This is a genomic window from Amycolatopsis sp. CFH S0740, assembly GCF_004522315.1.
In the GTDB taxonomy this organism is placed as follows: Bacteria; Actinomycetota; Actinomycetes; order Mycobacteriales; family Pseudonocardiaceae; genus Amycolatopsis; species Amycolatopsis nivea.
The window spans coordinates 1-21,145 of sequence record NZ_SDLS01000057.1 but is presented as its reverse complement, the minus strand read 5'-3'; the positions used below and the strand labels follow the sequence as shown (position 1 = coordinate 21,145).

The 21,145-nt window shown below is 69.3% G+C and carries 20 protein-coding genes and 1 riboswitch; of the genes, 14 read left to right on the top strand and 6 right to left on the bottom strand.

The features are described from left to right. From EIZ45_RS45175 to EIZ45_RS45155, 5 genes are all read left to right on the top strand, one after another. A partial coding sequence (locus tag EIZ45_RS45175) for a transposase (protein ID WP_205671788.1) occupies positions 1–869 on the top strand: 869 nt, incomplete at its 5' end. A 202-nt stretch (positions 870–1,071) separates the two neighbouring features. Beyond that, positions 1,072–1,896 (top strand): TatD family hydrolase, encoded by an 825-nt coding sequence (locus EIZ45_RS45170; RefSeq protein ID WP_043836502.1) that lies wholly within the window; start codon positions 1,072–1,074, stop codon positions 1,894–1,896. 350 nt (positions 1,897–2,246) lie between these two features. After that, positions 2,247–3,707, top strand: coding sequence for a transglycosylase family protein (locus EIZ45_RS45165; RefSeq protein WP_370318254.1), 1,461 nt, complete (start codon positions 2,247–2,249; stop codon positions 3,705–3,707). A gap of 93 nt (positions 3,708–3,800) precedes the next feature. Further along, on the top strand, positions 3,801–4,643 hold the full coding sequence (gene rsmA, locus EIZ45_RS45160) for a 16S rRNA (adenine(1518)-N(6)/adenine(1519)-N(6))-dimethyltransferase RsmA (protein ID WP_037820166.1): 843 nt from the start codon (positions 3,801–3,803) through the stop codon (positions 4,641–4,643). A gap of 559 nt (positions 4,644–5,202) precedes the next feature. Then, positions 5,203–5,293: riboswitch (SAM riboswitch) on the top strand. A gap of 215 nt (positions 5,294–5,508) precedes the next feature. After that, positions 5,509–6,522 carry a methionine ABC transporter ATP-binding protein gene (locus EIZ45_RS45155; protein ID WP_134670256.1) on the top strand — a complete coding sequence of 338 codons (1,014 nt, stop codon included), beginning with the start codon at positions 5,509–5,511 and terminating at the stop codon, positions 6,520–6,522. A gap of 109 nt (positions 6,523–6,631) precedes the next feature. Here the strand turns inward: EIZ45_RS45155 and EIZ45_RS45150 are convergent, their stop codons facing one another. After that, positions 6,632–7,105, bottom strand: coding sequence for a hypothetical protein (locus EIZ45_RS45150; protein WP_134670254.1), 474 nt, complete (start codon positions 7,103–7,105; stop codon positions 6,632–6,634). 121 nt (positions 7,106–7,226) lie between these two features. Here EIZ45_RS45150 and EIZ45_RS45145 point away from each other — a divergent pair, with 121 nt between their 5' ends. From EIZ45_RS45145 to EIZ45_RS45125, 5 genes are all read left to right on the top strand, one after another. Continuing rightward, positions 7,227–8,195, top strand: a complete 969-nt coding sequence (locus tag EIZ45_RS45145) for a 4-(cytidine 5'-diphospho)-2-C-methyl-D-erythritol kinase (protein WP_037820169.1) — start codon at positions 7,227–7,229, stop codon at positions 8,193–8,195. A gap of 37 nt (positions 8,196–8,232) precedes the next feature. Then, the gene (locus EIZ45_RS45140) at positions 8,233–10,002 is read left to right on the top strand and encodes an ABC-F family ATP-binding cassette domain-containing protein (protein ID WP_134670252.1); all 1,770 of its coding nucleotides are present in this window, start codon (positions 8,233–8,235) and stop codon (positions 10,000–10,002) included. 10 nt (positions 10,003–10,012) lie between these two features. Next, positions 10,013–11,092, top strand: coding sequence for a CdaR family transcriptional regulator (locus EIZ45_RS45135; RefSeq protein WP_134670250.1), 1,080 nt, complete (start codon positions 10,013–10,015; stop codon positions 11,090–11,092). 114 nt (positions 11,093–11,206) lie between these two features. Continuing rightward, positions 11,207–11,755 (top strand): nuclear transport factor 2 family protein, encoded by a 549-nt coding sequence (locus tag EIZ45_RS45130; protein ID WP_134670248.1) that lies wholly within the window; start codon positions 11,207–11,209, stop codon positions 11,753–11,755. A gap of 67 nt (positions 11,756–11,822) precedes the next feature. Then, the gene (locus EIZ45_RS45125) at positions 11,823–13,511 is read left to right on the top strand and encodes a fatty acyl-AMP ligase (protein WP_134670246.1); all 1,689 of its coding nucleotides are present in this window, start codon (positions 11,823–11,825) and stop codon (positions 13,509–13,511) included. A 66-nt stretch (positions 13,512–13,577) separates the two neighbouring features. On the opposite strand, the gene EIZ45_RS45120 is transcribed toward EIZ45_RS45125, so the two are convergent. From EIZ45_RS45120 to EIZ45_RS45110, 3 genes are all read right to left on the bottom strand, one after another. Beyond that, on the bottom strand, positions 13,578–13,946 hold the full coding sequence (locus EIZ45_RS45120; RefSeq protein ID WP_043836513.1) for a DivIVA domain-containing protein: 369 nt from the start codon (positions 13,944–13,946) through the stop codon (positions 13,578–13,580). Between the two features lie 354 nt (positions 13,947–14,300). Continuing rightward, the gene (gene pth, locus EIZ45_RS45115) at positions 14,301–14,894 is read right to left on the bottom strand and encodes an aminoacyl-tRNA hydrolase (protein WP_134670244.1); all 594 of its coding nucleotides are present in this window, start codon (positions 14,892–14,894) and stop codon (positions 14,301–14,303) included. Between the two features lie 10 nt (positions 14,895–14,904). Then, complete coding sequence (locus tag EIZ45_RS45110) at positions 14,905–15,504, bottom strand: 50S ribosomal protein L25/general stress protein Ctc (RefSeq protein ID WP_037820179.1); 600 nt, start codon at positions 15,502–15,504, stop codon at positions 14,905–14,907. 325 nt (positions 15,505–15,829) lie between these two features. On the opposite strand from EIZ45_RS45110, the gene EIZ45_RS45105 reads away from it, so the two are divergent. Both EIZ45_RS45105 and EIZ45_RS45100 read left to right on the top strand, forming a co-directional pair. After that, on the top strand, positions 15,830–16,945 hold the full coding sequence (locus EIZ45_RS45105; protein WP_043836519.1) for a hypothetical protein: 1,116 nt from the start codon (positions 15,830–15,832) through the stop codon (positions 16,943–16,945). Between the two features lie 102 nt (positions 16,946–17,047). After that, the gene (locus EIZ45_RS45100) at positions 17,048–17,692 is read left to right on the top strand and encodes an NAD(P)-dependent oxidoreductase (RefSeq protein WP_043836520.1); all 645 of its coding nucleotides are present in this window, start codon (positions 17,048–17,050) and stop codon (positions 17,690–17,692) included. Between the two features lie 380 nt (positions 17,693–18,072). On the opposite strand, the gene EIZ45_RS45095 is transcribed toward EIZ45_RS45100, so the two are convergent. Further along, on the bottom strand, positions 18,073–18,918 hold the full coding sequence (locus EIZ45_RS45095; RefSeq protein ID WP_051172823.1) for a triacylglycerol lipase: 846 nt from the start codon (positions 18,916–18,918) through the stop codon (positions 18,073–18,075). A 110-nt stretch (positions 18,919–19,028) separates the two neighbouring features. Between EIZ45_RS45095 and EIZ45_RS45090 the strand changes: the two genes are divergently transcribed. Beyond that, on the top strand, positions 19,029–19,703 hold the full coding sequence (locus EIZ45_RS45090) for a TetR/AcrR family transcriptional regulator (protein WP_043836524.1): 675 nt from the start codon (positions 19,029–19,031) through the stop codon (positions 19,701–19,703). Here the strand turns inward: EIZ45_RS45090 and EIZ45_RS45085 are convergent. Then, entirely contained in the window at positions 19,639–20,511 is an 873-nt protein-coding gene (locus EIZ45_RS45085; RefSeq protein WP_043836526.1) for a TIGR03621 family F420-dependent LLM class oxidoreductase, read from the bottom strand. The two genes, EIZ45_RS45090 and EIZ45_RS45085, sit on opposite strands and share 65 nt — an antisense overlap. Before the next feature lie 96 nt (positions 20,512–20,607). Between EIZ45_RS45085 and EIZ45_RS45080 the strand changes: the two genes are divergently transcribed. Then, positions 20,608–21,033, top strand: coding sequence for a pyridoxamine 5'-phosphate oxidase family protein (locus tag EIZ45_RS45080; protein ID WP_043836647.1), 426 nt, complete (start codon positions 20,608–20,610; stop codon positions 21,031–21,033). The last annotated feature ends 112 nt before the right edge of the window (positions 21,034–21,145 follow it).

Here is a 21,145-nt window from a genome sequence, read left to right as displayed (position 1 = left end):
AATCATCCGTGGCTTACACGGAAATCATGACAGAGCCGCAGAAACGCCGCCAGAAAGGCAAAACCGACCCCCTCGACGCCCTCAACGCCGCCGCCGCGGTGCAGTCCGGCGACGCCACCGCCGCCCCGAAAGTACGCACCGGGCCGATCGAATCGGTCCGCGTGCTGCGCAACACCCGCGACACCCTGGTCAAAGCCCGCACCGCGCTCTGGAACACCCTGCGCGCCACCCTCGTCACCGCACCCGACGACCTGCGCGAACGCCTGCAGGACCTCGCCCCGGCCGCGCTGCTGCCGGCCTGCCAGGACCTCGAGACCGCCCCCGCCGCCACCGGCGCCGACCTCGCCCGCGCCCTGCTCGACTCCGCCCTGGGCACCCGCATCGCCCTGCACGCACTGGCCGCCGCGATCCACCGCCACAACCAGGCCCTCGCCGCGCTCGACACCCAGCTCGCCGCACTGACCGCCCTCATCGCGCCCCGCACCCTCGCCCGCCACGGCCTCGGCCCCGACACCACCGGCCAGCTCCTGGTCACCGCCGGCGACAACCCCGACCGGCTCCGCAGCGAACCCGCCTTCGCCATGCTCGCCGGCACCGCACCCCAACAAGCCAGCTCAGGCCTCACCGACCGCCACCGCCTCAACCGCGGCGGCGACCGCCACGCCAACGCCGCCCTCTACCGCATCGTCCTCACCCGCATGAAAAGCCACCCACCCACCCGCGACTACGTCGCCACACACCGCACACCCAACCGCAGCAACGGCAAACACGTCATCCGCATGCTCAAACGCTACGTCGCCCGCGAAATCTACCCACACCTCACAGCCGACCTCGCCGCAATCACCCAACTCACCCTAGACAAACCATAGGAGCATCATTGGGGCGGGCAACCCGGCCCAAGACTGAGGTGGCGGGCGGGGCGAGTCCGTGAAGGGCTCATCGAGGGAATCCAAGTCCGTGAAGGGGTCCCTCACGGCCGTCGAGGGTCGTGAGGGGAACCCTGGGGGAATCTGGGTACGTGAGGGTTCCCCTCACGGCATTCAAGGCGCGGGGGCGCAGTAGCTTGGAAGCATGGGTGACGAGAAGCGCGAACTTCCCCCGATTCCTGATCGGCTGCCGGTGACGGTGGTTGACGCGCACACTCATCTCGACGCGTGCGGGGCCGAGACTGCGGCTGATGTCGCCGCGATGGTCGACCGTGCCGAGCGGGCTGGCGTTGCGCGTGTTGTCACTGTCGCGGATGATCTCGCGGCTGCTCGCTGGGCTTCCGAAGCGTCCACCTGGGACTCGCGGGTCTTCGCTGCGGTGGCTATTCATCCTACGCGTACCAAGGAATTCGGGCCTGATGAACAGTCCGAAGTGGAGCGTCTGGCGCGCGGGGAAAGGGTCGTCGCGGTCGGTGAGACGGGGCTTGATTACTACTGGGACTACTCGCCGCACGATGCGCAGCAGGCTGCGTTTCGCTGGCACATCGACCTTGCGAAGCGGCTTGGCAAGGCGCTGATGATCCACGACCGCGACGCGCACGAGGACGTGCTTCGCATCCTCGACGAGGAAGGTGCGCCCGAGACGGTCGTTTTCCACTGCTTCTCCGGCGACGAGCACATCGCGCGCCGCTGTGTCGACAAGGGCTACATCCTGTCCTTCGCGGGCACGGTCACCTTTAAGAACGCGCGCGGGCTGCACGAGGCCGCGCGTCTTGTGCCGCGTGGGCAGTTCCTCGCGGAGACTGACGCGCCGTTTCTGACGCCTCATCCCTACCGTGGGCGGCCGAACGAGCCGTATTGCACCGCCTACACCGTTCGCTTCCTCGCTCAGTTGCGCGGCGAAGCGGTCCACGAGGTGGCCGAAGCGGTCCGGACCACTGCCGAACGCGCATACCGGCTGCCTGCGTGATTCCGTAGTGTCACAACGGGTTGCACGGATTGCGACATTCGAGACCGCGCATTCGTCCACCTGATGAGTGACGCAAGTCACGACACTCCGGGGGGTGTTTGCGCAACCTGCCGACACCCGTTACTGTCCCGTGATCGTGCCGGTCGGTACCGCGCAGCGGATGCCGGCTGATACGCCCACCAGTCACGTCAGTGCACGTCGGGGAAGCGGAACCGGGGTTGGTACGACCTGGGACCGTGACGATGGCGCTGGCTGGGGGTGTCGGACTTGAGAGGCGCGCCCGAGGGTGCGTCGCGAACGAAGGACGACGCGCGAACGACGCGCGATGTCTTGGGAAAGGGAACGACCCGGTGACTGGTAGTCGGCAGGATGACTCGCGTCTTGACGCGGGTTCGGCGTATTTCTCCTCTTCCGAGTCCTCGGTGGCCGTGCTCGACCGCGAGCTCGAGGACACCGCCTACGGGCAGCTTGACTTCTCCGACGAGCTCCGCGTGACCGAGCAGGACGTGCTCGCCGCGCTCGGCCCGGACGCCGACCTGCTGATGTCGGAAATCGACGTCGACGTCGACGAGCTGATCCGCCTCATCAACGCGGAAACCACGATGCTTCCGCCGCTCGTCCTCCCGGACGAGGTCGAGCAGGACCGCACCGCCTCCCCGCAGGCCAAGAAGGCCGCGGTCGAGGAAGGGCTGCGCGAGGCGACCAAGACCTGGAAGCGCCGCTTCCTCAAGGGTGCCGTGCTTTCGCTGCTGGTCACCGTCGGCGGTGGCGGCGCGGCGGCGCTCGCGATGAACAAGAGCATCACCGTCGACGTCGACGGCCACCAGCAGACCGTGCACAGCTTCGGCGGCACCGTCGGCGACGTGCTCAAGGACGCGGGCCTCTCGGTCGGCGAGCACGACGCGCTTTCGCCCTCGCCGCAGGCGGCGGTCGGCGACGGCGGCGTCATCAAGCTCGAGCGCGGCCGTCAGCTGAACCTCGTCGTGGACGGCGTGTCCCGGCCCTCCTGGGTCCGCGCGACCACGCTCGGCGAGGCCATGAACCAGCTCGGCATGGGCAGCATGCTTTCCCAGGGCGCGTGGACGTCGATGCCGTCGTCCGGCGAACTGCCGCTGGAGGGCTCGACCGTCCAGGTCAAGACCCTCAAGCACATCACGCTTTTCGACGGCACCAACGCGCCGCGCAAGGTGGACACCACCGCGGTGACCACCAAGGAGCTCGCCTCCGACCTGAAGCTGAACCTCGGCCCGGACGACGCGATCGAGGGCGGTCTCGACGTCAGCCTGAAGAACGGCGCCGAGGTCCACGTCAGCCGCATGGGCGTGTCGATGGTCAACCAGGAAGAGACCATCGACCCCGAGGTGCAGAAGGTCGACGACCCGACGCAGCTGCAGGGCCAGCAGAGCGTCGAGGACCCGGGCACGCCGGGCAAGAAGCTGGTGACCTACAAAGTCACGAAGAAAAACGGCGAAGAGATCGCGCGCGAGCACGTCTCGGAGAAGGTCCTCGTCGAGGCCAAGGCCAAGATCATCAAGGTCGGCACCAAGAAGCCGCCGGCCCCGGCCATCGGCGACACCGGCGCGTGGGACCGCATCGCGCAGTGCGAGTCGGGCGGCAACTGGTCGATCAACACCGGCAACGGCTACTACGGCGGCCTGCAGTTCGACCGGCAGACCTGGAACGCCTACGGCGGCCAGCAGTACGCCCCCACTGCCGACAAGGCGACCCGCGAGCAGCAGATCGCGATCGCCGAGAAGGTGCGCGACGCCCGCGGCGGCTACAGCGCCTGGGGCTGCGGCTACAAGGCCTGAGCCACGCTCTGATTTTCCGGCAGGCGGCCGGGAGCCTCGCGCTCCCGGCCGCCTGTTTTCGTCCGCCGCGCCGCCGCTGGGTAGGCTCGTCCGGTGGTGGAACTGCTGGGGCCTGCCGAAATCCGCGGGCTGGCCGACGAACTCGACGTCCGGCCCACGAAGAAACTCGGGCAGAACTTCGTGCACGACCCCAACACGGTCCGCCGCATCGTCGAACTCGGCGGCGTGCAGCCGGGGGACGTCGTCCTGGAGGTCGGGCCCGGTCTCGGCTCGCTGACGCTGGGCCTGCTGGCCGCGGGCGCTCAGGTCGTCGCTGTGGAGATCGATCCGGTGCTGGCCGCCCGCCTGCCGCGCACAGTCGCCGAGCGCGCGCCTGAGGCCGCGGACCGGCTGACCGTCGTCGGCGCCGACGCGCTGCGGGTGCGGGCGGCTGATCTGCCCGCTGAACCGGTGTCAATCGTCGCGAACCTGCCGTACAACGTCGCGGTGCCGGTGGTGCTGCACCTGCTGGCCGAGCTGCCGTCGCTGCGCAGCGGGCTCGTCATGGTCCAGACCGAGGTCGCCGACCGGATGGCGGCCGGGCCGGGCAGCCGCACTTACGGCGTGCCGAGCGTGAAGCTCGCTTGGTACGGGCCCGCGCGCAAGGTGGCCGCCGTGCCGCGCGCGGTGTTCTGGCCGGTGCCGAACGTCGATTCCGCTCTGGTCTCGTTCACCCGGACCGACCCGGTTTCCGGAGTGGATCGGGCCCGGCTGTTCGCGGTGGTCGACGCGGCGTTCTCCCAGCGGCGCAAGACATTGCGGGCCGCGCTGGCCGGGTGGGCTGGTTCCGCCGAGCGGGCTGGCGAGTTGCTCGCTGAGGCGGGAATCGACCCGAAGACGCGCGGGGAGCAGTTGGACGTGCACGCTTTCGCGCGGATCGCGGCTGCCGGAATGTGACCCACCTCCCCCAGGGGGCTCGCCTTGCGACTTCCAACGGCGGCGTCGGAGCAGGTATTCCCTGGTTTCGCTGCGTTCTCCGATGATCTTGTGTCGTCGCTGATTGTGGGTCATCCCCTGCTGTCTGGCTACGCTTGGTGATCACGCGAGCACGGCTGAAACAGCCGTCCGCCTGTGACGAGCAGCTCGGCATTCGGGGGAGTCGGACTGCTCCACGCCCGGGATTGTTCAGCGGTGCTGGCCCGAGGTGCTTCGCTTCGCTGACCTATCTCGGCTCGGTCGAGACCCCGGTGCACCGCGCGTCGAGGCCCGCGAATCATCGCCCCTTGACAACGGGAAAACTCTTGTTCCACAAAGATCCTTGATCGTCCACAGTGGAACGAACCCGTTCGCCGCCGGCGCCCGTGACGAGCGTTTCGCAGGTCGAGGCACTGTTCGGCGGCCGAGGTTCCGGGCTTCCGGTTTTTGGACGCGGTGTTCCGGTATGCGGGCACCACCAGACGTGTGATCTGCACCAACGCGCTTGCGTTCAGCCAATGGGATCGGCTTTACTCGAAAGCGTCCATCCCGAGCGACTGAGAGACCTGGCTCGCCGAAGTCGCAGCAACCACCCTCCGCAGGGCAGGTGCTACCGCCAGGACCGATGGAGGCTGTTTTCGATGAAGAGGGTCACCCGCCCGCTCCTGCTGACCCGCCGGCGCGTAGTCGACGAAGGTCGCCGCTCGGTATGTGCGTGTCAACGCTCCATGGTCATCGCCTGATCGTTTTTTCCGCAGTTTCTTGCGCCGTCCACAGTGGACGGTAATTCGATGACGCCTGGCGCGCCCGGAATCGGCGCCGCGCCTCGTTTGCCTGGAGCCCTTTCGTGATCACTGTCGAAAACGTGTCCAAGTCCTTTCCCTTCCACGGAAATCGGGTCGCCGCGCTGCGCGACGTGAGTGTCGACGTGCAAGCCGGTTCGCTGTTCGGGGTCGTGGGTCCGTCCGGTTCCGGCAAGTCGACCCTCGCCCGTTGCATCGCGCTGCAGGAGCGCCCCGACCGCGGCGTCGTGCGGCTCGACGGCCTCAACACCGCGACGCTCGACGGCAAGCGGCTGCGGGAGATCCGCCGCCAGCTGGGTGTCGTCGGGACCAAGCCGGAGCTGATCGCCGAGCGCACCATCGCGGGCAACATCGCCAGCCCGCTGGAGCAGCTCGGCGTCGACGGCCCGCAGCGGCGCAGCCGGGTCGGCTCGCTGCTCGACCTCGTCGGCCTCACCGCCCGCGCCGGGCAGAAGCCGGAAGAACTCACCGACGGCCAGCTCCGCCGGGTCGCGGTCGCCAGGGCGCTCGCCGCCGGACCGGCCGTGCTGCTCGCCGACGACCCGACCGCCGGGGTCGCGGCCGAGGACGCGGGCGCGGTGCTCGCCGTGCTCGACCGCGCGCGGGCCGAGCTGGGCGTGACGGTCGTCGTCACCACGCCGGACGCGGACGTCGTCCGCCGGGTCTGCGACGACGTCGCGGTGCTCGACAACGGCGCGATCGTCGAGCGCGGCACGGTGCTCGACCTCATCTCGACGCCGGACAGCTGGACCGCGCAGGCGGTGCTGCCGTCGGTCGAGACCTCGCGCGCCCAGTCCGCGAAGTACGACCGCGCGGTCGACGTCGTGCTGATCGGTTTCGCTTCGGTGGGCGCCCTGCTGCCCGAGGCGGCCAGCCGGTTCGACGTGGAGCTCGCCACCATCGGCGGCGGCCTCACCCGCATCGGGGACACCCCGATCGCCCGGTTCCGCCTCGGCGTCCGCGGCGAGCGGGCCGACGCCGCGCTGTCCTGGATCTCCGACCGGGGTGCGCACGTGAGCCAGCCGGCTCGCGGTCCGCAGAGCGTCGTCGCCGCCTGATTTCCCTTGAACTGAGCGGTTTTCCGAGGGTCGTCCCATTTGATTGGGGCGGCCCTCGCCGCGTTGGCGGGACGCGTCGCCCGAGAAATCAGGTCGCCGGGTCAAAGTTTCAGGACAAGTGTCCTGAAGTCTGTCCATTGTGGTCGTTCCGGCGCAGGATCTCCGCCAGCTCCGGATCCGCGTGCGCCTCGGCGGTCTGTTTCCACTTCGCCACGAGGGCGGCGAACGGCACCGGGTTGCCGAGGGATTCGGCTCGCTCCAGGGTTTCGGCCAGTTCGCCGACGAATGTCCGTACTTCTTCCGCGGACAGGTACCGCGCCCACGGGAACGCGGCGGGCAGCGCCTCGGCGGCGAGCGCGGCGGTCTCGGCGCTGCGGCGCACCAGCTCCGCGAGGATCGTGACGGTCGCCGAAAACCCGGCCGCCGCCTGTTCGGCGCGCTCGGCGGTCACGAGCAGCAGATCGGGTTTGTCCTTCTCCCGTCGGCGAATCCGGACCGAACGGGTCGGCGAACCTTCGAGCCGGTCGACGACCCGGCGCGGGTGCAGGGACAACTCGGACAGGTTGACCTCCGGCGCGCGCATAGTTCCAAAGTAGTTCCAAATTAGTCCGGATGGCCACTCCGGAGCGACGGTTGGGGGAACTTCCGTGCCGACGTTTTCTCCTGGCGACACCTGGTCAGCGCCAGCCACGTAGGCTGGACGGGTGCTCGCCGTCGTACCACCACCAGTCACCGTCCGGGTCCCGGCCAAGGTCAACCTGCACCTGGCCGTCGGCGACCTGCGGGCGGACGGGTTCCACGAGCTGGTCACCGTCTTCCAGGCGCTTTCGCTCACCGACGAGGTGACCGTCGCCGCCACCGACGAGCCAGGGCTCGAGGTGTACGGCGAGGGGGAGCGCACCGTGCCCACCGACGGCGCCAACCTCGCCTGGCGCGCGGCACGCGAACTGGCCTCCTACGCCGGACGGCCGGACGCGGATGAGCCGAAGGTGCGAATCGTGCTGCGCAAGGGCATTCCGGTCGCCGGCGGCATGGCGGGCGGGAGCGCGGACGCGGCGGCGGCGCTGGTCGGGCTCTCGTCGCTCTGGAAGCTCGACATCACCCGCGACGAGCTGGCCACCATCGCCGGCCGGCTGGGCAGCGACGTGCCCTTCGCGCTGTACGGCGGCACTGCGCTCGGCACCGGCCGCGGCGAGCAGCTCGTTCCGGTGCTCGCGCGCCACACGTTCCATTGGGTGCTCGCCTTCGACGAGGAAGGCCTGTCCACGCCCAAGGTGTTCGGCGAACTCGACCGGCTGCGCGCCGACGGCAAACCGCCGCGGATCGGGTCGCACACGCCGGTCGTGGAGGCGCTCGCGTCGGGTGATCCTCGCCAACTCGCCCTGTTGCTCGGCAACGACTTGCAGGCGGCCGCGGTGTCGCTGCGGCCCGGCCTGCGCCGCACGCTGCGCGCCGGGGTGAACGCGGGCGCGCTCGCCGGATGCGTGTCCGGCTCCGGGCCGACGTGCGCGTTCCTGTGCTCCGACGCGGAAACCGCGGTCGAGGTGGCCGCTGAGCTGTCCGGCGCGGGAGTGTGCCGGACGGTGCGGGTCGCGCACGGCCCGGTGCCGGGGGCCCGGGTGGTCGGCGGCGACGACGCCCCGCGCAACGCGCCGCCGCGCGTGCACGCCTGAAAGCTCGAATCAACAGTCCACAGTGGAAAGGATCCGGATGGCCAACCTGGTCAACCTGGAATCGGTGAGCAAGTCCTACGGCGTGAAGCCGTTGCTGGACAACGTTTCGCTCGGCGTCGCCGAGGGGCAGCGCATCGGCGTCGTCGGGCTCAACGGCGGCGGCAAGACGACGCTGCTCGAAGTCCTTTCCGGACTGAGCGAGCCGGATTCCGGCCGGGTGAGCCAGGTGCGCGACCTGCGGATGGCGGTGGTCACCCAGCGCACCGAACTGCCCGCGGGCAGCACGGTCGGCGACGTGGTGCTGCAGCGCTACGGGGCCGAGCACGAATGGGCCGCCGACGCGCGCGTCCGGTCTATTGTGGACGGTCTGGGCATCACCGCGATCGGCCTCGAGACCCCGACCGCGAACCTGTCCGGCGGCGAACGCCGTCGCGTCGCGCTGGCCGCCGCGCTGACCGGCGAACTGGATCTCGTGGTGCTCGACGAGCCCACCAACCACCTTGACGTCGAAGGCGTGCGCTGGCTCGCCGACCATCTGCTGGGCCGCCGGATCGCGGTCGTGGTCGTGACGCACGACCGGTGGTTCCTCGACACCGTCGCGAGCCTCACCTGGGAGGTCGCGAACGGCCGGGTCGAGCAGTACGAAGGCGGTTACGCCGACTGGATTTTCGCGCGCGCCGAACGCGCCCGCCTCGCCGCGACCGCGGAGGAGAAGCGGCAGAACCTGGCGCGCAAGGAATTGGCGTGGCTGCGCCGCGGACCGCAGGCGCGTTCCTCGAAGCCGCGGTACCGCGTCGAAGCCGCCGAGGCGCTGATCGCCGACGTGCCGCCGCCGCGCGATTCGGTGGAGCTGATGGCGTTCGCGAAACGCCGGCTCGGCAAGACGGTGCTGGAGCTGGAAGACGCGTCGCTGCGGGTCGGCGACCGGACCTTGCTCGACCACGTCACGTGGCGGATCGGCCCTGGCGACCGGATCGGTCTCGTCGGCGTGAACGGCTCCGGCAAGACCACGCTGCTGAAGCTGCTGGGCGGCGACGTCGAATCGCCGACCGGACGGCGGGTGCAGGGCAAGACGGTCGCGCTCGCGCACCTGCGCCAGGAACTCGACGACCTGCCCGCCGATCTTCGCGTGCTGCAAGCGATCGAGCAGATCTCCGGCCGCGTCGTGTTCGGCAAGCAGGAGATGACCGCGTCGCAGCTCGGCGAGAAGCTCGGGTTCCCGGCGGCTCGGCAGTGGACGCCGGTCGGCGACCTGTCCGGTGGCGAACGCCGCCGGCTGCAGCTGTGCCGGCTGCTGATGGCCGAGCCGAACGTGCTGCTGCTGGACGAGCCGACGAACGACCTGGACATCGACACCCTGCAACAGCTCGAAGACCTGCTCGACGGCTGGCCGGGCACGATGGTGGTGGTCTCGCACGACCGGTACCTGGTCGAGCGCGTCTGCGACGCCACGTACGCGCTTCTCGGCGACGGCAAGGTCACCCACCTGCCGGGCGGCATCGAGGAGTACCTGCAGCGCCGCGCCCGCGCGAAGGAGGCCGCGCCGCGTCGCGAGGCACCTCCGGCGGAGAAGACCGAGGCCAAGCGCAGTGCGGCGGAAACCCGTGCGGCGCAAAAGGAATTGGGCCGGTTGGAGCGGAAGCTGGACCAGCTCGCGAAGCGCGAAGAGAAGCTGCACGCCGCGCTGGCGGAGGCGGCGACCGACCCAGAGAAGCTGATCGAGCTGAACACCGACCTGAAGGCCGTCCTGGCCGAGAAGGACGACGTCGAAGCGCGGTGGCTGGAGACGTCCGAACTCGCCGAGTGACAATCGGCGGATGGACGACGACGTTCCGCGGCTGTCGACGCTGCCCGCCGACACCACGTCGGTGCTGCGGCTGATCGCGTATTTTGACGCGTTGAGCGGCCTCGCGCCTGACGCGGTGGTCCGGTCGGCAGCGCTCGTCGCGGGCTGCCCGGTCGGGGCCGTGATCGACGGCGAGTCCGTGTGGTTCGACGGCGCGGGCTCGCCGGTTTCCGGCCCGTCACTGGACGACGTCCAGATCGACCGGCCAGCGCCGCATCCGCTCGACGTCGTCCTGCTCGACCAGCTTCGCCGGGCCCTGCGCGCGACCCGGCTCACCTCACCGCTCCGGCTCGGCGAACCGGGTCTGCTGGAGATCGCTGTCTCGGACCGCGAACAACGCCGGGATCGCTTGCGCGCACTGCATTTGCTCGGCTACGACCTGGATCAGCCCGTCGTCGCGCTCGTCCTCGCCGGTGCTCCGGAGGAAGGCCTGGACGCGCTCGCCCGCGCCGGTGCCGGACGGCTGCAACACCACCGCCTAGGCCGCCTGACCCTCGCACTGACCCAAGGCGGTCCAGCCCCGCGCGAACTGGCCGGGCACCTGCACGACGACCTCGCCACCCTCCATCCCGCCTCGACCGGGCTGGACCGAGCCATGGACGTCTGGATCGGCCTCGGCGAACCAGCAGCGGCGGCCGACGCACCCGTGTCGTGGCAGCAAGCCCGCACCGCGCTGCGCTTCGCATCGTCCACTGTGTTCGGTCGCCGCGCCGTGCCGTATGGACCCCTCGGAGTCCTTGTCCTGCTTGCGGAACTGCCGCCGTCCCGGCTCGCGGTGACCCCTGGCGTCGCGGCCCTCGAAGCCCACGCCCGCACCCCCGGCGGCGCGCTCGACGTCGAAGCGCTTGAGTCGTACTGCGTGTTCGGCGCGCTCCGGCGGACGGCGACCGAACTGAACCTCCACCACAGCACCGTCGCGGCTCGTCTGGACCGGATCGAAGCGGCGACCGGCTGGCGGCTCGAGGACGCGATGGACCGGTTCCAAGCGACGTTCGCGCTGCTGGCGCGCCGGTTGGTGACCTCGGATCGCACGCTGGGCGACGTCGGGTAGGCGACGCCCGTCGCCCGCAGCGGCCGGATCCGGCGACGCGCGTCGGCTGACCCGCCGGGGCTCGCCAGCGACGATCGAGCACGCGCAACGACGCGCGTTTCCGGAGGGACGCCCATGATCGACCCCACCCGCACCTGGCTGATGCTCGAACAGCGGCTCGAGACGACCGCGAACCCCCGGCACCGGCAGGTGCTCGGCATCGTCCTGGAACACATGAAGGCCGAAGCGGAACCCGATCTCGACCGGCTGATGGCGACGGTCAGCAAGGACGCCGCGTATCACTTCTGGGGCGCCAGCGGCGACACCGGACCGAAGGGCCACGACGGCGTCCGCGAGTACTACGCGGCATTTGTGGCGAGCAAGGCGAATCACCTCGAATACCGGATGGACCGGCTCGTTGTTGACGATCATGCGCTGGTCACCGAGGGCGACCTGCACATGCTGCTCCCCGGCGCGACCGCACAGCAGATGGGTTTCCCCGCCGCCGATCCGGACGCGGACTACCTGTACGTCAGCAGGCAGCTGATCGTGTGGCCGGTCGACGCGGACGGCCTGATCACCGCTGAGGATTCCTACACGTCCGGACCGCTGGAATTCCGGAAACTGACCCGCGCCGAGCTGCCGCAGGCCTATCTGGACCGGGTGCGTCCGCAACCCGCCTGACGCCGGACATCCGCTGTTCACGCCGCCGCGGGCAGTGCCGGAAAAACCGGACAGTAATCTGACGCACATGAGTCGGTTTGTGGACACACTCGTCGGGAACGCGGCGGACCGGGGGCAACGGCGCGGCATGGTGACCGGCGAGCCCAAGGAGCCGGTGCGCCGGACCTGGGCGCAGGTGCACGACGAGGCGCGCCGGATCGCGGGCGGGCTGGTCAGCGGCGGGTTGAAGCCGGGAAGCGCGGTGGCGGTGCTGGCCGCCGCGCCGGTGCTCATCGCGCCGACCGTGCAGGCGGTGTGGCTCACCGGCGGCAGCGTGACGATGCTGCACCAGCCGACGCCGCGCACGGACCTCGCCGAATGGGCCGAGGACACGGTCAAGGTGCTCGAGATGATCGGGGCCGAGCTGGTCGTGCTGGGCGAACCGTTCGACCAGCTCGCCCCGGTGCTCGAAGGCAAGGGCATCAGCTACCGGCTGATCTCCGAACTCGCCGGCGCGGAACCGCTGGCCGAGATCGTGCGGACGGCCGAGAGCGACACCGCGTTGCTGCAGCTCACCAGCGGGTCGACCGCGGAGCCGAAGGCCGTCCGGATCACCTACGGCAACCTGTACACCAACGTCAAGGCGATGGTCGACCGCGCCGAGTTCGAGTTCGACACCGACGTGATGGTGTCGTGGCTGCCGACCTTCCACGACATGGGCATGGTCGGCTTCCTGACCGTGCCGATGACGTTTGGCGTCGAACTGGTCAAGATCACCCCGGTCGAGTTCTTGACCGGCCCGCTGATCTGGCCGGAGCTGATCAGCAAGTACGGCGGCACCACGACGGCCGCGCCGAACTTCGCGTACGCCATCGTCGGCAAGCGCATGGCCCGGGTAGAGGACGACAACGCCTACGACCTGTCGAAGCTGCGGATCGCGCTCAACGGCGCGGAGCCGATCGACGAGACGGCCGTCGAGACCTTTGTGGACGCGGGCAAGCGGTTCAAGATGCCGCCCGAGTGCGTGTTCCCCGCGTACGGCATGGCGGAGGCGACGCTGGCGGTCTCGTTCGCGCCGCTGTTCACCGGGCTCACGCTGGACGTCGTCGAAGCCGACGCGCTGGAAGCCGACAACCGCGCGGTGCCGGTGCCGGAAGGCGACCCCCGCCGCGGCACGGACGAGGTCCGCTCGTTCGCCCTGCTCGGCCGTCCGCTGGACGGTTTGGAAGCGGACATCGTGGACGAATCCGGTTCCGTGGTGGGCGAACGGCAGGTCGGCGAGATCCGCCTGCGCGGTGAGGCCGTGACGCCCGGCTACCTGACCGTCGACGGCCCGCTGGACACCCAGGACGCGGACGGCTGGATGAAGACCGGCGACCTCGGCTACCTGGTCGACGGCCAGATCGTGATCTGCGGCCGCCGCAAGGACGTCATCATCATGGGCGGCCGCAACCTGTACCCGACCGACATCGAACGCGCCGCCGGTTCGGTCGAGGGCGTCCGGGCAGGCAACGCGGTCGCCGTCCGCCTGGACGCGGGCAGCCGCCGCGAGCGCTTCGCCGTGGTCGTGGAGTCCAAACTGGCCGGTGACGCCGCTGAGGAAAACCGCCTGGCCAAGGAAATCGCCGCGCGCGTCCGGGACGCCGTGGACATGCGCCCCTTCGCGGTCGTGGTGCTTCCGGCTGGAAGCCTGCCCAAGACCCCGTCCGGCAAGGTCAAGCGGGCCGCTACCGCGGTGCAGTACGCGGACAAGATCGCCAAGAACGCGGCCGATTGATCCGGGCTTGAACGCGCGAAGGCCGCTTCGAATCCTCGAAGCGGCCTTCGCGGCAAGATCTGGGGATTATCGGCCGGGCAGCCGCTCCGCCGGTGCCTCGGTGACGACGGGCCACGCGGCGCGTCCCGCGGTGGCCTCGGTGTGGTCCCGGCTCCCTGGAATCAGCGGAGCCCGCCGTCCGGACCGGTCGGCCAGCTGCGTCTCCACCTGGTCGAGAAACTCGTCGACCTCGCGCTCGTCGTATCCGCGCTTGCCGATCAACGGCTTGGAGAACAGCACGTGGTGGACCTCGGCCGCGGTGAGATCGTCCTCGTCGGCGATCGTCTTGGCGATCCGCCGCACGAAGTCGTCGACCTCCTGCTTGGCGTAGCCGCGGCGGCCGATCGGGGCGTTACCGAAAGCGACCTCAGCGAGATCCTCGGCGGTAAACGGCATGGATCATTCTCCGATTCAGGGTCGGGGTGGTGCGAACTCCTGCAGTCCGTCCTAACCGGTCCCGGCCACCCCGGGAAGCCCGCACCCACCCGGACGACTCGATCAGGGCCCCAGAAGACGCCCATCGAGTGAGAAATCCATCACGCAGGGCCACGCCTGCTCACCCACACGCACAACGGCCCGATCGACCCGAATGCCGCTTCGGGTACGAGGGACGCACTGGATGCGGTGGGGAGGTTTTCTCGGGGGCCGGGCGTGCAGTGGGTTCGCGGTAACGGTGCTGGGTGAACGTACGTGAGGGGAACCCTGAGGGAATCTGATTCCCTCAGGGTTCCCCTCACGTACGTCAGCAGGTCAGGCAGCGTGGAACGCGTTCTGCGCCGCAGCCAACCCCCGCGAAACCAGCGCCTCGACCGCATCCGCGCAACGGTCGACCTCGAACGGGAGCTCCTTGCGCTCGACCGTCGAAAAGTCCTTCAGCACGAAATCCGCCGGATCCTGCCTGCCCGGCGGCCGCCCGATGCCGAAGCGCACGCGGTAGTAGTCACGCGTGCCGAGCGATTTGGTGATGGACCGGAGTCCGTTGTGCCCGTTGTCGCCGCCGCCGAGCTTGAGCTTCAGCGCGCCGAAATCGACGTCCAGCTCGTCGTGCACCACCACGACGCCGGACGGCGGCACCTTGAAGAACCGGGCCGCGCCGACGACCGGCCCGCCCGAGAGGTTCATGAACGACCGCGGCTTCACCAGCACCACGCGGGAACCGGCGAGCCTGCCTTCGAGCACCTCGGCCCCGCTGCGGTGCGCCTTGAACTTCCCGCCGACCCGGCCGGCCAGTTCGTCGAGCACCATGAACCCCACGTTGTGCCGGTTCCCGGCGTACTGGGGTCCTGGATTGCCAAGGCCGGCGAGCAGGATCAGCTCGCCGGCCCCGGGCAGGTCTTCACTCACGAAAGCGAGTTTATTCGGCAGCTTCGGTGGTGGCTTCCTCGGCTTCGGCGTCCTCGTCAGCGGAGCCGCGCGGGGCCTCGTTGACGGCGACGACCAGCGCCTCGGCGTCGGTGACCAGCTCGGCGCCTGCGGGCAGCTCGATCTGGCCCGCGGTGATCTGGGTGCCGGCCTCGATGCCCTCGACGGAGACCTCGAACTGCTCCGGGATGTGCAGCGCCTCGACCTCGACCTGGATCGTGTCGATGTCCTGGGCGACCAGGGTGCCCGGGCCGGGGGTGCCGGAGACGACGACCGGGACGTCGACGGTGACCTTCTCGCCGCGCTTGACGACCAGCAGGTCGACGTGCTCGATGTAGTTCTTGAGCGGGTGGACCACGATGGTCTTGGTCAGCGCCAGCTCGACGTTGCCCTGCAGGTCCAGCGTGATGACGGCGTTGGTGCCGTTCTCGCGGACGACGCGGGCGAACTCGATGGCCGGCAGCGCGAAGTGCCGCGGGTCCGAGCCGTGCCCGTAGAGCACCGCGGGGATTTTGCCGGCGCGACGGGTGCGGCGGGCGGCACCCTTTCCGAACTCGGTGCGCGGTTCGACGGAAAGACGTACCTCGGACACGGTTTAGCACTCCTTCAAATCACACGACGTGCGGCAGGGGGCGGCGGGGATCGTCGATCTCTGCTCGGGGCGGTTGGCACGGCGGCGAGATTGCGGGCGTGAGCGGACCACGGGGCTTCTCGAGCCGCCGCGTCGATCACGCCGGGCACCTACAGGCGCACCCGCCTCGCCGAGACAACCCGAGAAGTGTAAACCAGCCGGTCCGCGCGGGCCCGCACCGGGTCCGGGCAACCTCCCCCGCGCGGGTGGGTGACGACACAAATCCCGTCCCGCCCGCCGATCTGGTGGGAGTGGCATGATTTCCGCGGAAAGAGGGGCGGCCGACATGCGGGCTCGATGGACTGCGACAGCACTGGTGCTGCTTGGTGGGCTTCTCGCGGGCTGCCAGGTCGCGGTGACCGGCACGGCGGGACTGTCCGATGCCGACCGGCAGCTGGCTGCCCAGCGTGCGCAGCAGCAGACGGCGGTCGACGCCGCGCTGCAGGCGCTGGAGCAAGCACCGGCGCTGCAATACGACGCGACGCTGAAGGACGGCGCCGGCAACCCGGCGACGCTGACGTACCGCGTCGCGCGCGACGGCAACGGCTTCGGCGCGCTGCCGCTGGAGGGCAAGCCGGTGCGGCTGACCGAACCGGACGGGCAGCTCTACCTCGCGGCCGACGCGGACTACTGGAAGTCGCACGGCCTGGAGGAGAACAGCACCCAGTTCGGCAGCGGATGGGTGCACACCGTCGGCAGCGAACTGCCGGTCGACCCGGCCGCGCGGATGTCCCCGCCGAAGCTCTCCGGCGAACTGCGCAAGGCGCTCGGCGGACTCGGCACCGGTGCGCCGCAAAAGCAGAAGCTGCCGGACGGCACCGAGGTGTACGACCTCGGCGGCGCGCTGCAGGTGACCACCGCCGAACCACACCGGGTCACCGGGTTCGCGCCCGCGCTGCTCGATCCGCGCGGCGGCCCGAAGCTGGGCGCGGCGTTCCGGGTCCGGCCGCTGTCCGACGCCGAGATCAAGCAGTTCCACACCGATTTCAACGCCGCGGTCGACGCGATCGGACAGCCGTTCGACGGGCTCGCGCAGGCGAGCGTCACGGTGCTCAACGACAAACTCGACTGCCAGGACTACGTCGGTTCCTGCAAGACCACTGTGGACGTTTCGAACAGCGTCGTCGGCAATCAGCCGGGCTCGAAACCGACCGTGCACATCAAGCTTTCGGTGGAGATCAGCGCGGACACGCTCGGCTCGCAAAGCTGCGCCACCGAAGGCGACGCCGCCGCGGACGCGACCATCACGATGTCCTGCTCGGTCAAATTCACCCTGCCCAACCGCACCGCGAGCTATCAGGTGCTGGCGAAGCCGACAGCGGTCGCCGAGGTGCGTTCGCCGGTCGACGCGAACGCGGTGAAGGCGAAGCTGGCCACCGCTTTCGCCGCGTTCGGCGGCTGACCTGCACGCTCACCTCGAGGTGCGTTTCTTCCGTTGAAGTAGCCGAAGACCGGTCCTTACCATCGGCGGCGTCGATACGGATTTTCTTTGCGAGGAGCGGCAATGAGCAAGCTGGTGGTGTTCGGCGCGACGGGATTCGCCGGTGGCCGGATCACCGACGAGGCGCTGCGGCGCGGGCACTCCGTGATCGGGGTCGCGCGCAAGGCCGAGGGATTGCCGTCGGGGGTCGAAGCGCGGTCGGGGTCGATGCATGACGCGGAGTTCGTCGCGTCGGTGGCCAAGGGCGCGGACGTGCTCGTGATCGCGACGCCGGGCCGTGCGGACGACCAGGGCCGCCGGTTGGTGGACGCCCTGCCGACGCTGGTGGAAGCGGCCCGCGCGAACGGTGCGCGGCTGGCGGTCGTCGGCGGCGCCGGTTCGCTGCGGGTCAGCGAGGACGGGCCGCGGGTGATCGACACCCCGGAGTTCCCGGAGGAGTACAAGCCGGAGGCAGGCAGCCACGTCCTCGTCCTGGAGGCGCTGCGCGAGCTGCCGGACGACGTCGACTGGTTCTACGTCAGCCCGGCGGCCGAGTTCGGTTCCTGGATTCCCGGCGAGCGCACCGGCAAGTTCCGTCTCGGCGACGACGTGCTGGTCAGCGACGCCGACGGCCGCTCGCACATCAGCGGCGCGGACCTGGCGATCGCGTTCGTGGACGAGATCGAAGAGCCGAAGCACTCGCGCGCCCGGTTCACCCTGGCGTACTGAGGGCCAACGCCAGGAACTTAAGCCGCGTCGCCCCGCTGCCCGGCGCACAGGTCGCGGCGGGCAAGGCGAACGTACGTGAGGGGAACCCTGAGGGAATCTGATTCCCTCAGGGTTCCCCTCACGACCCTGCCAACGCGGTCACATGCGGGGGAATCGGGCGTTTCGCCGGATGAGGAGACCTCTGTGGACGGCCATTCGGGCGGAAGCACGGCGGTTCAAGGTTCCGGCATGGGGAATCCATGTCAGATCTTGCCCTCGTGTCCGTTGACCTGGGCGGACTCGCTTCACCGTGCACCCGAGCCCCTGCCTCAAGTTCCCGGCATGGGTACTGAGCGCGGAACCCGGTGGCGCTCGTGTCGCCACCGGGTCCGCTTCGCGCGTCAGCCGGGAGATCCCGCGGTGCACAGGAATTTCGTGGCGTGCTCCGGGTCGAGCGCGTTGGTGACGAGGTTCCAGACGTTGAGGTCGTAGGCCTCGCCGATGTGCCCGACGGGATCGAACGGGCAGGTGTCCTGGACGTATTCGTTCGTGACGCCCGGTTCGCGCACGAAAGACGTTTCGGTGGGCGTGACCAGTTCGTCGAACCGCGACGTGAGCACGGTGTAGCGGACGCCGGGCTGCGCGATGGGACCGTTCGTGAGCGTCTGGACGGCGCTGCCGTCGGTGATCAGGTTGTCGCAAGCCGGGCAGCCGAACGCGGTGAGCGCCTTGCCGACTTCATCGCGAATTCCCAGCAGGTACGCCAGCTTCGTCAGATTGGCGAACGTGGTGCCGTGCGTGGGCGGCGCGATGGCGACGACGGAGCCGATGCGGTCGGCGATGCCTTGCGTTTTCGTGACGTACAAGGTCTGGAATCCGCCCTCGGAGTGGCCGACCAGATCCACTTGCGCCGCACCGGTTTCGTTCAGCACTTCGCCGATGAACTGCTTGATTTCCGTTGCGGAGTCGGCGATCGGGCGCAGTCCGCCGACGACCGGGAACTGCGGGTACGCGCCGTAGGTGCGGCTGAAGGTGCAGTATCCCTTGGCGGCGACGTGCTCCTGCAGGTAGTTCAAGTCCTCATAGGACGTCGCGCCGAGCCCGTGCAGGAACACCACCGGACGCGGGTGTGCGCTGCTCGGCCGGCACGCCGGATCGTTGACGCCGCCGGTCGGGGCGGCGGTGGCTGGGGCGGCGAACGCGGCGGTCAGCAATGCCGCGGCGGCCAGGACGATGCGCAACCTCATCGGAGCGGTCCTTCCCTGTCGTCCTTGACAGTGGATACCCTGGGGTATTGGATACCTGAAGGTATTGAGCGAGCAGATCCAGTGTCAACCCCCGGATGAGGGAGAAGCCGATGACCGGCCGGACGCGGCCGACGCGGGCGGAGACCCGGCGGCGCATTCTCGACGCCGCCTTCGCCGTGTTCGGGGAACAGGGCATCGCCGCGACGAAACTGACCGAGGTGGCCGCGGCGGCCGGGCTGACGAAAGGCGCGGTCTACTCGAGCTTCGCGTCGAAAGACGAGCTGGTGCTGGCGTTGATGGAGGAGCACGCCGCGCACCGGCTCGAGGCGAGTTTGGCGAGTTTCGCCGAGGCGGACGACGGCGGCGCCGGGCTGGCGAACGTCGCCGCGGTGCTGATGTACGAAATGCGCGCCGACGCGGTGTGGCACCGGCTGCTGGCCGAGTTTTTCGCGATGGCGCACCAAGACGACCGGCGGCGCGACGCGTTGCGCCGGCGCCGCCGGGAGGTTCGCGACACGATCGCGCGTGCCTTGAACCGGCTCGCCGAGGGATTGGACCTCGAACTTCCGTTGCCTGCCGAGGAATTCGCCGTCGTGCTGCTCGCGTTGAGCAACGGTTTGGCCGTGGAAGCCGAAATCGACGACGAAGCCGTGTCGGACGGGCTCCTCGGCCGGGTGCTCACGCTCATCGCCGGAGACGCCGTCGCGAAGGTGCAGGCGGCTAGCGACCTCGCAGTTCAGCCACCACCGGAGCGAAAGTCTCCATCATCGCCTCGAAAACGGTGAAATAGGAGAAGCCGTACCGCTCGCGGTGCGCGATCAGCTGCTGCACCATCTCGTCCACCGTGCCGAAGAGAAGCTGGGGTGCGTTGAGCAGTTCGTCGACGTCCGCCGCACTGCGTTCCTCGGTCTCGGCGTGCCATTCCGCGGCGGCCTCGCGCCGGTCGTCGGTGACTACGACGCGCTGGATCAGCATGTTGTAGTCGATCTCGCGATCCCCTGCCAGCGAACGGAAATACGCGACCCGCTCGTCCATCGCGACGTCGTTGTCGAGCACGAACGTGCCCGGCGGACGGCCGCGGTCCTGGCGAAGCCCGGCGAATCCGACGATGTCCGCCTGTTCCGCCGCGAGCTTGAGCACGCCGTCGCTGTTGCCCGCGATGAGGAGCTTCGGCATGCCGCCCTCGTCCTCGACGCGCGTGCGCAGTTCGGCGAGACCTTCGGTGAGGTAGGTGATCCGGTCGGCGGCTTTGCGCCACGGCAGCCCGGCGTCGTCGAACTCGTGCTTCATGTGGCCCGAGCCGAGGCCGAGTTCGAAGCGGCCTTCGGTGAGTTTGTTGGTAGTGGCGACATCGCGGGCGAAGAGCGCGAGGTTGTAGAAAGGCACATTGGACACCAACGTGCCGACCCGCACCCGCTCGGTCACCGCCGCGGCAGCCGTGAGCGCGGGAAACGGCGACAGCCGCCCCGGCCCGAGATGGTCGGGAACGGTCAGGTGGTCGTAGCCGAGCTCCTCGGCCCGCCGGCATTTTTCGGTCCACTCAGTGCCGTTGGCCGTGAGCCGCAGGCTGACGCCGAATTCGAATTTCCCCATGGCTAGGACGCTAGCCACTCACGTACGGGTGACGCACCGCTTTTCGCCGCCGGCGGAACCCGGTTTTTGTCGTACCCGGTGGCTAGCTTCGAGGGCATGGTGTTGTCGAGTGAAGAACGGGAACAGTTTCTGGCCGAACCGCACATCGGCGCGCTCTCGGTGGTCGAGCGCCCGGACCGCGCGCCGTTGACGGTGCCGATCTGGTACCAGTACACGCCGGGCGGCGAGTTGTGGGTGATCACGCCGCCGGAATCGCGCAAGGCGAAGGCGATCCAGGCGGCGGGACGGTTCAGCCTGATGGTGCAGCGAGTCGAGCCGACGGTCCGGTACGTGTCAGTGGAAGGCCCGGTGGTGCGGACCCGGCCGGGCAGCCACGAGCTGACGTGGGAGATGGCTGCGCGGTACCTGCCTGCCGACAAGGTGGCGGGGTATGTCGAGTTCGAGCGGACGCAACTGGGGGAGCACATGGCGATCCATATGCGGCCGGAGAGGTGGTTGTCCGCGGATATGGGTGGGGTGTGAGGTTGTGCGGGGCGGGAGGCGCACTCGCTGACAGCGGTGGCGCGGCTGCTGGTTCTTGTGGTCGTGAGGAGAGCCCTGAGCTTGAGTTTTAACGTTTGGTGTCTGTTTTCTT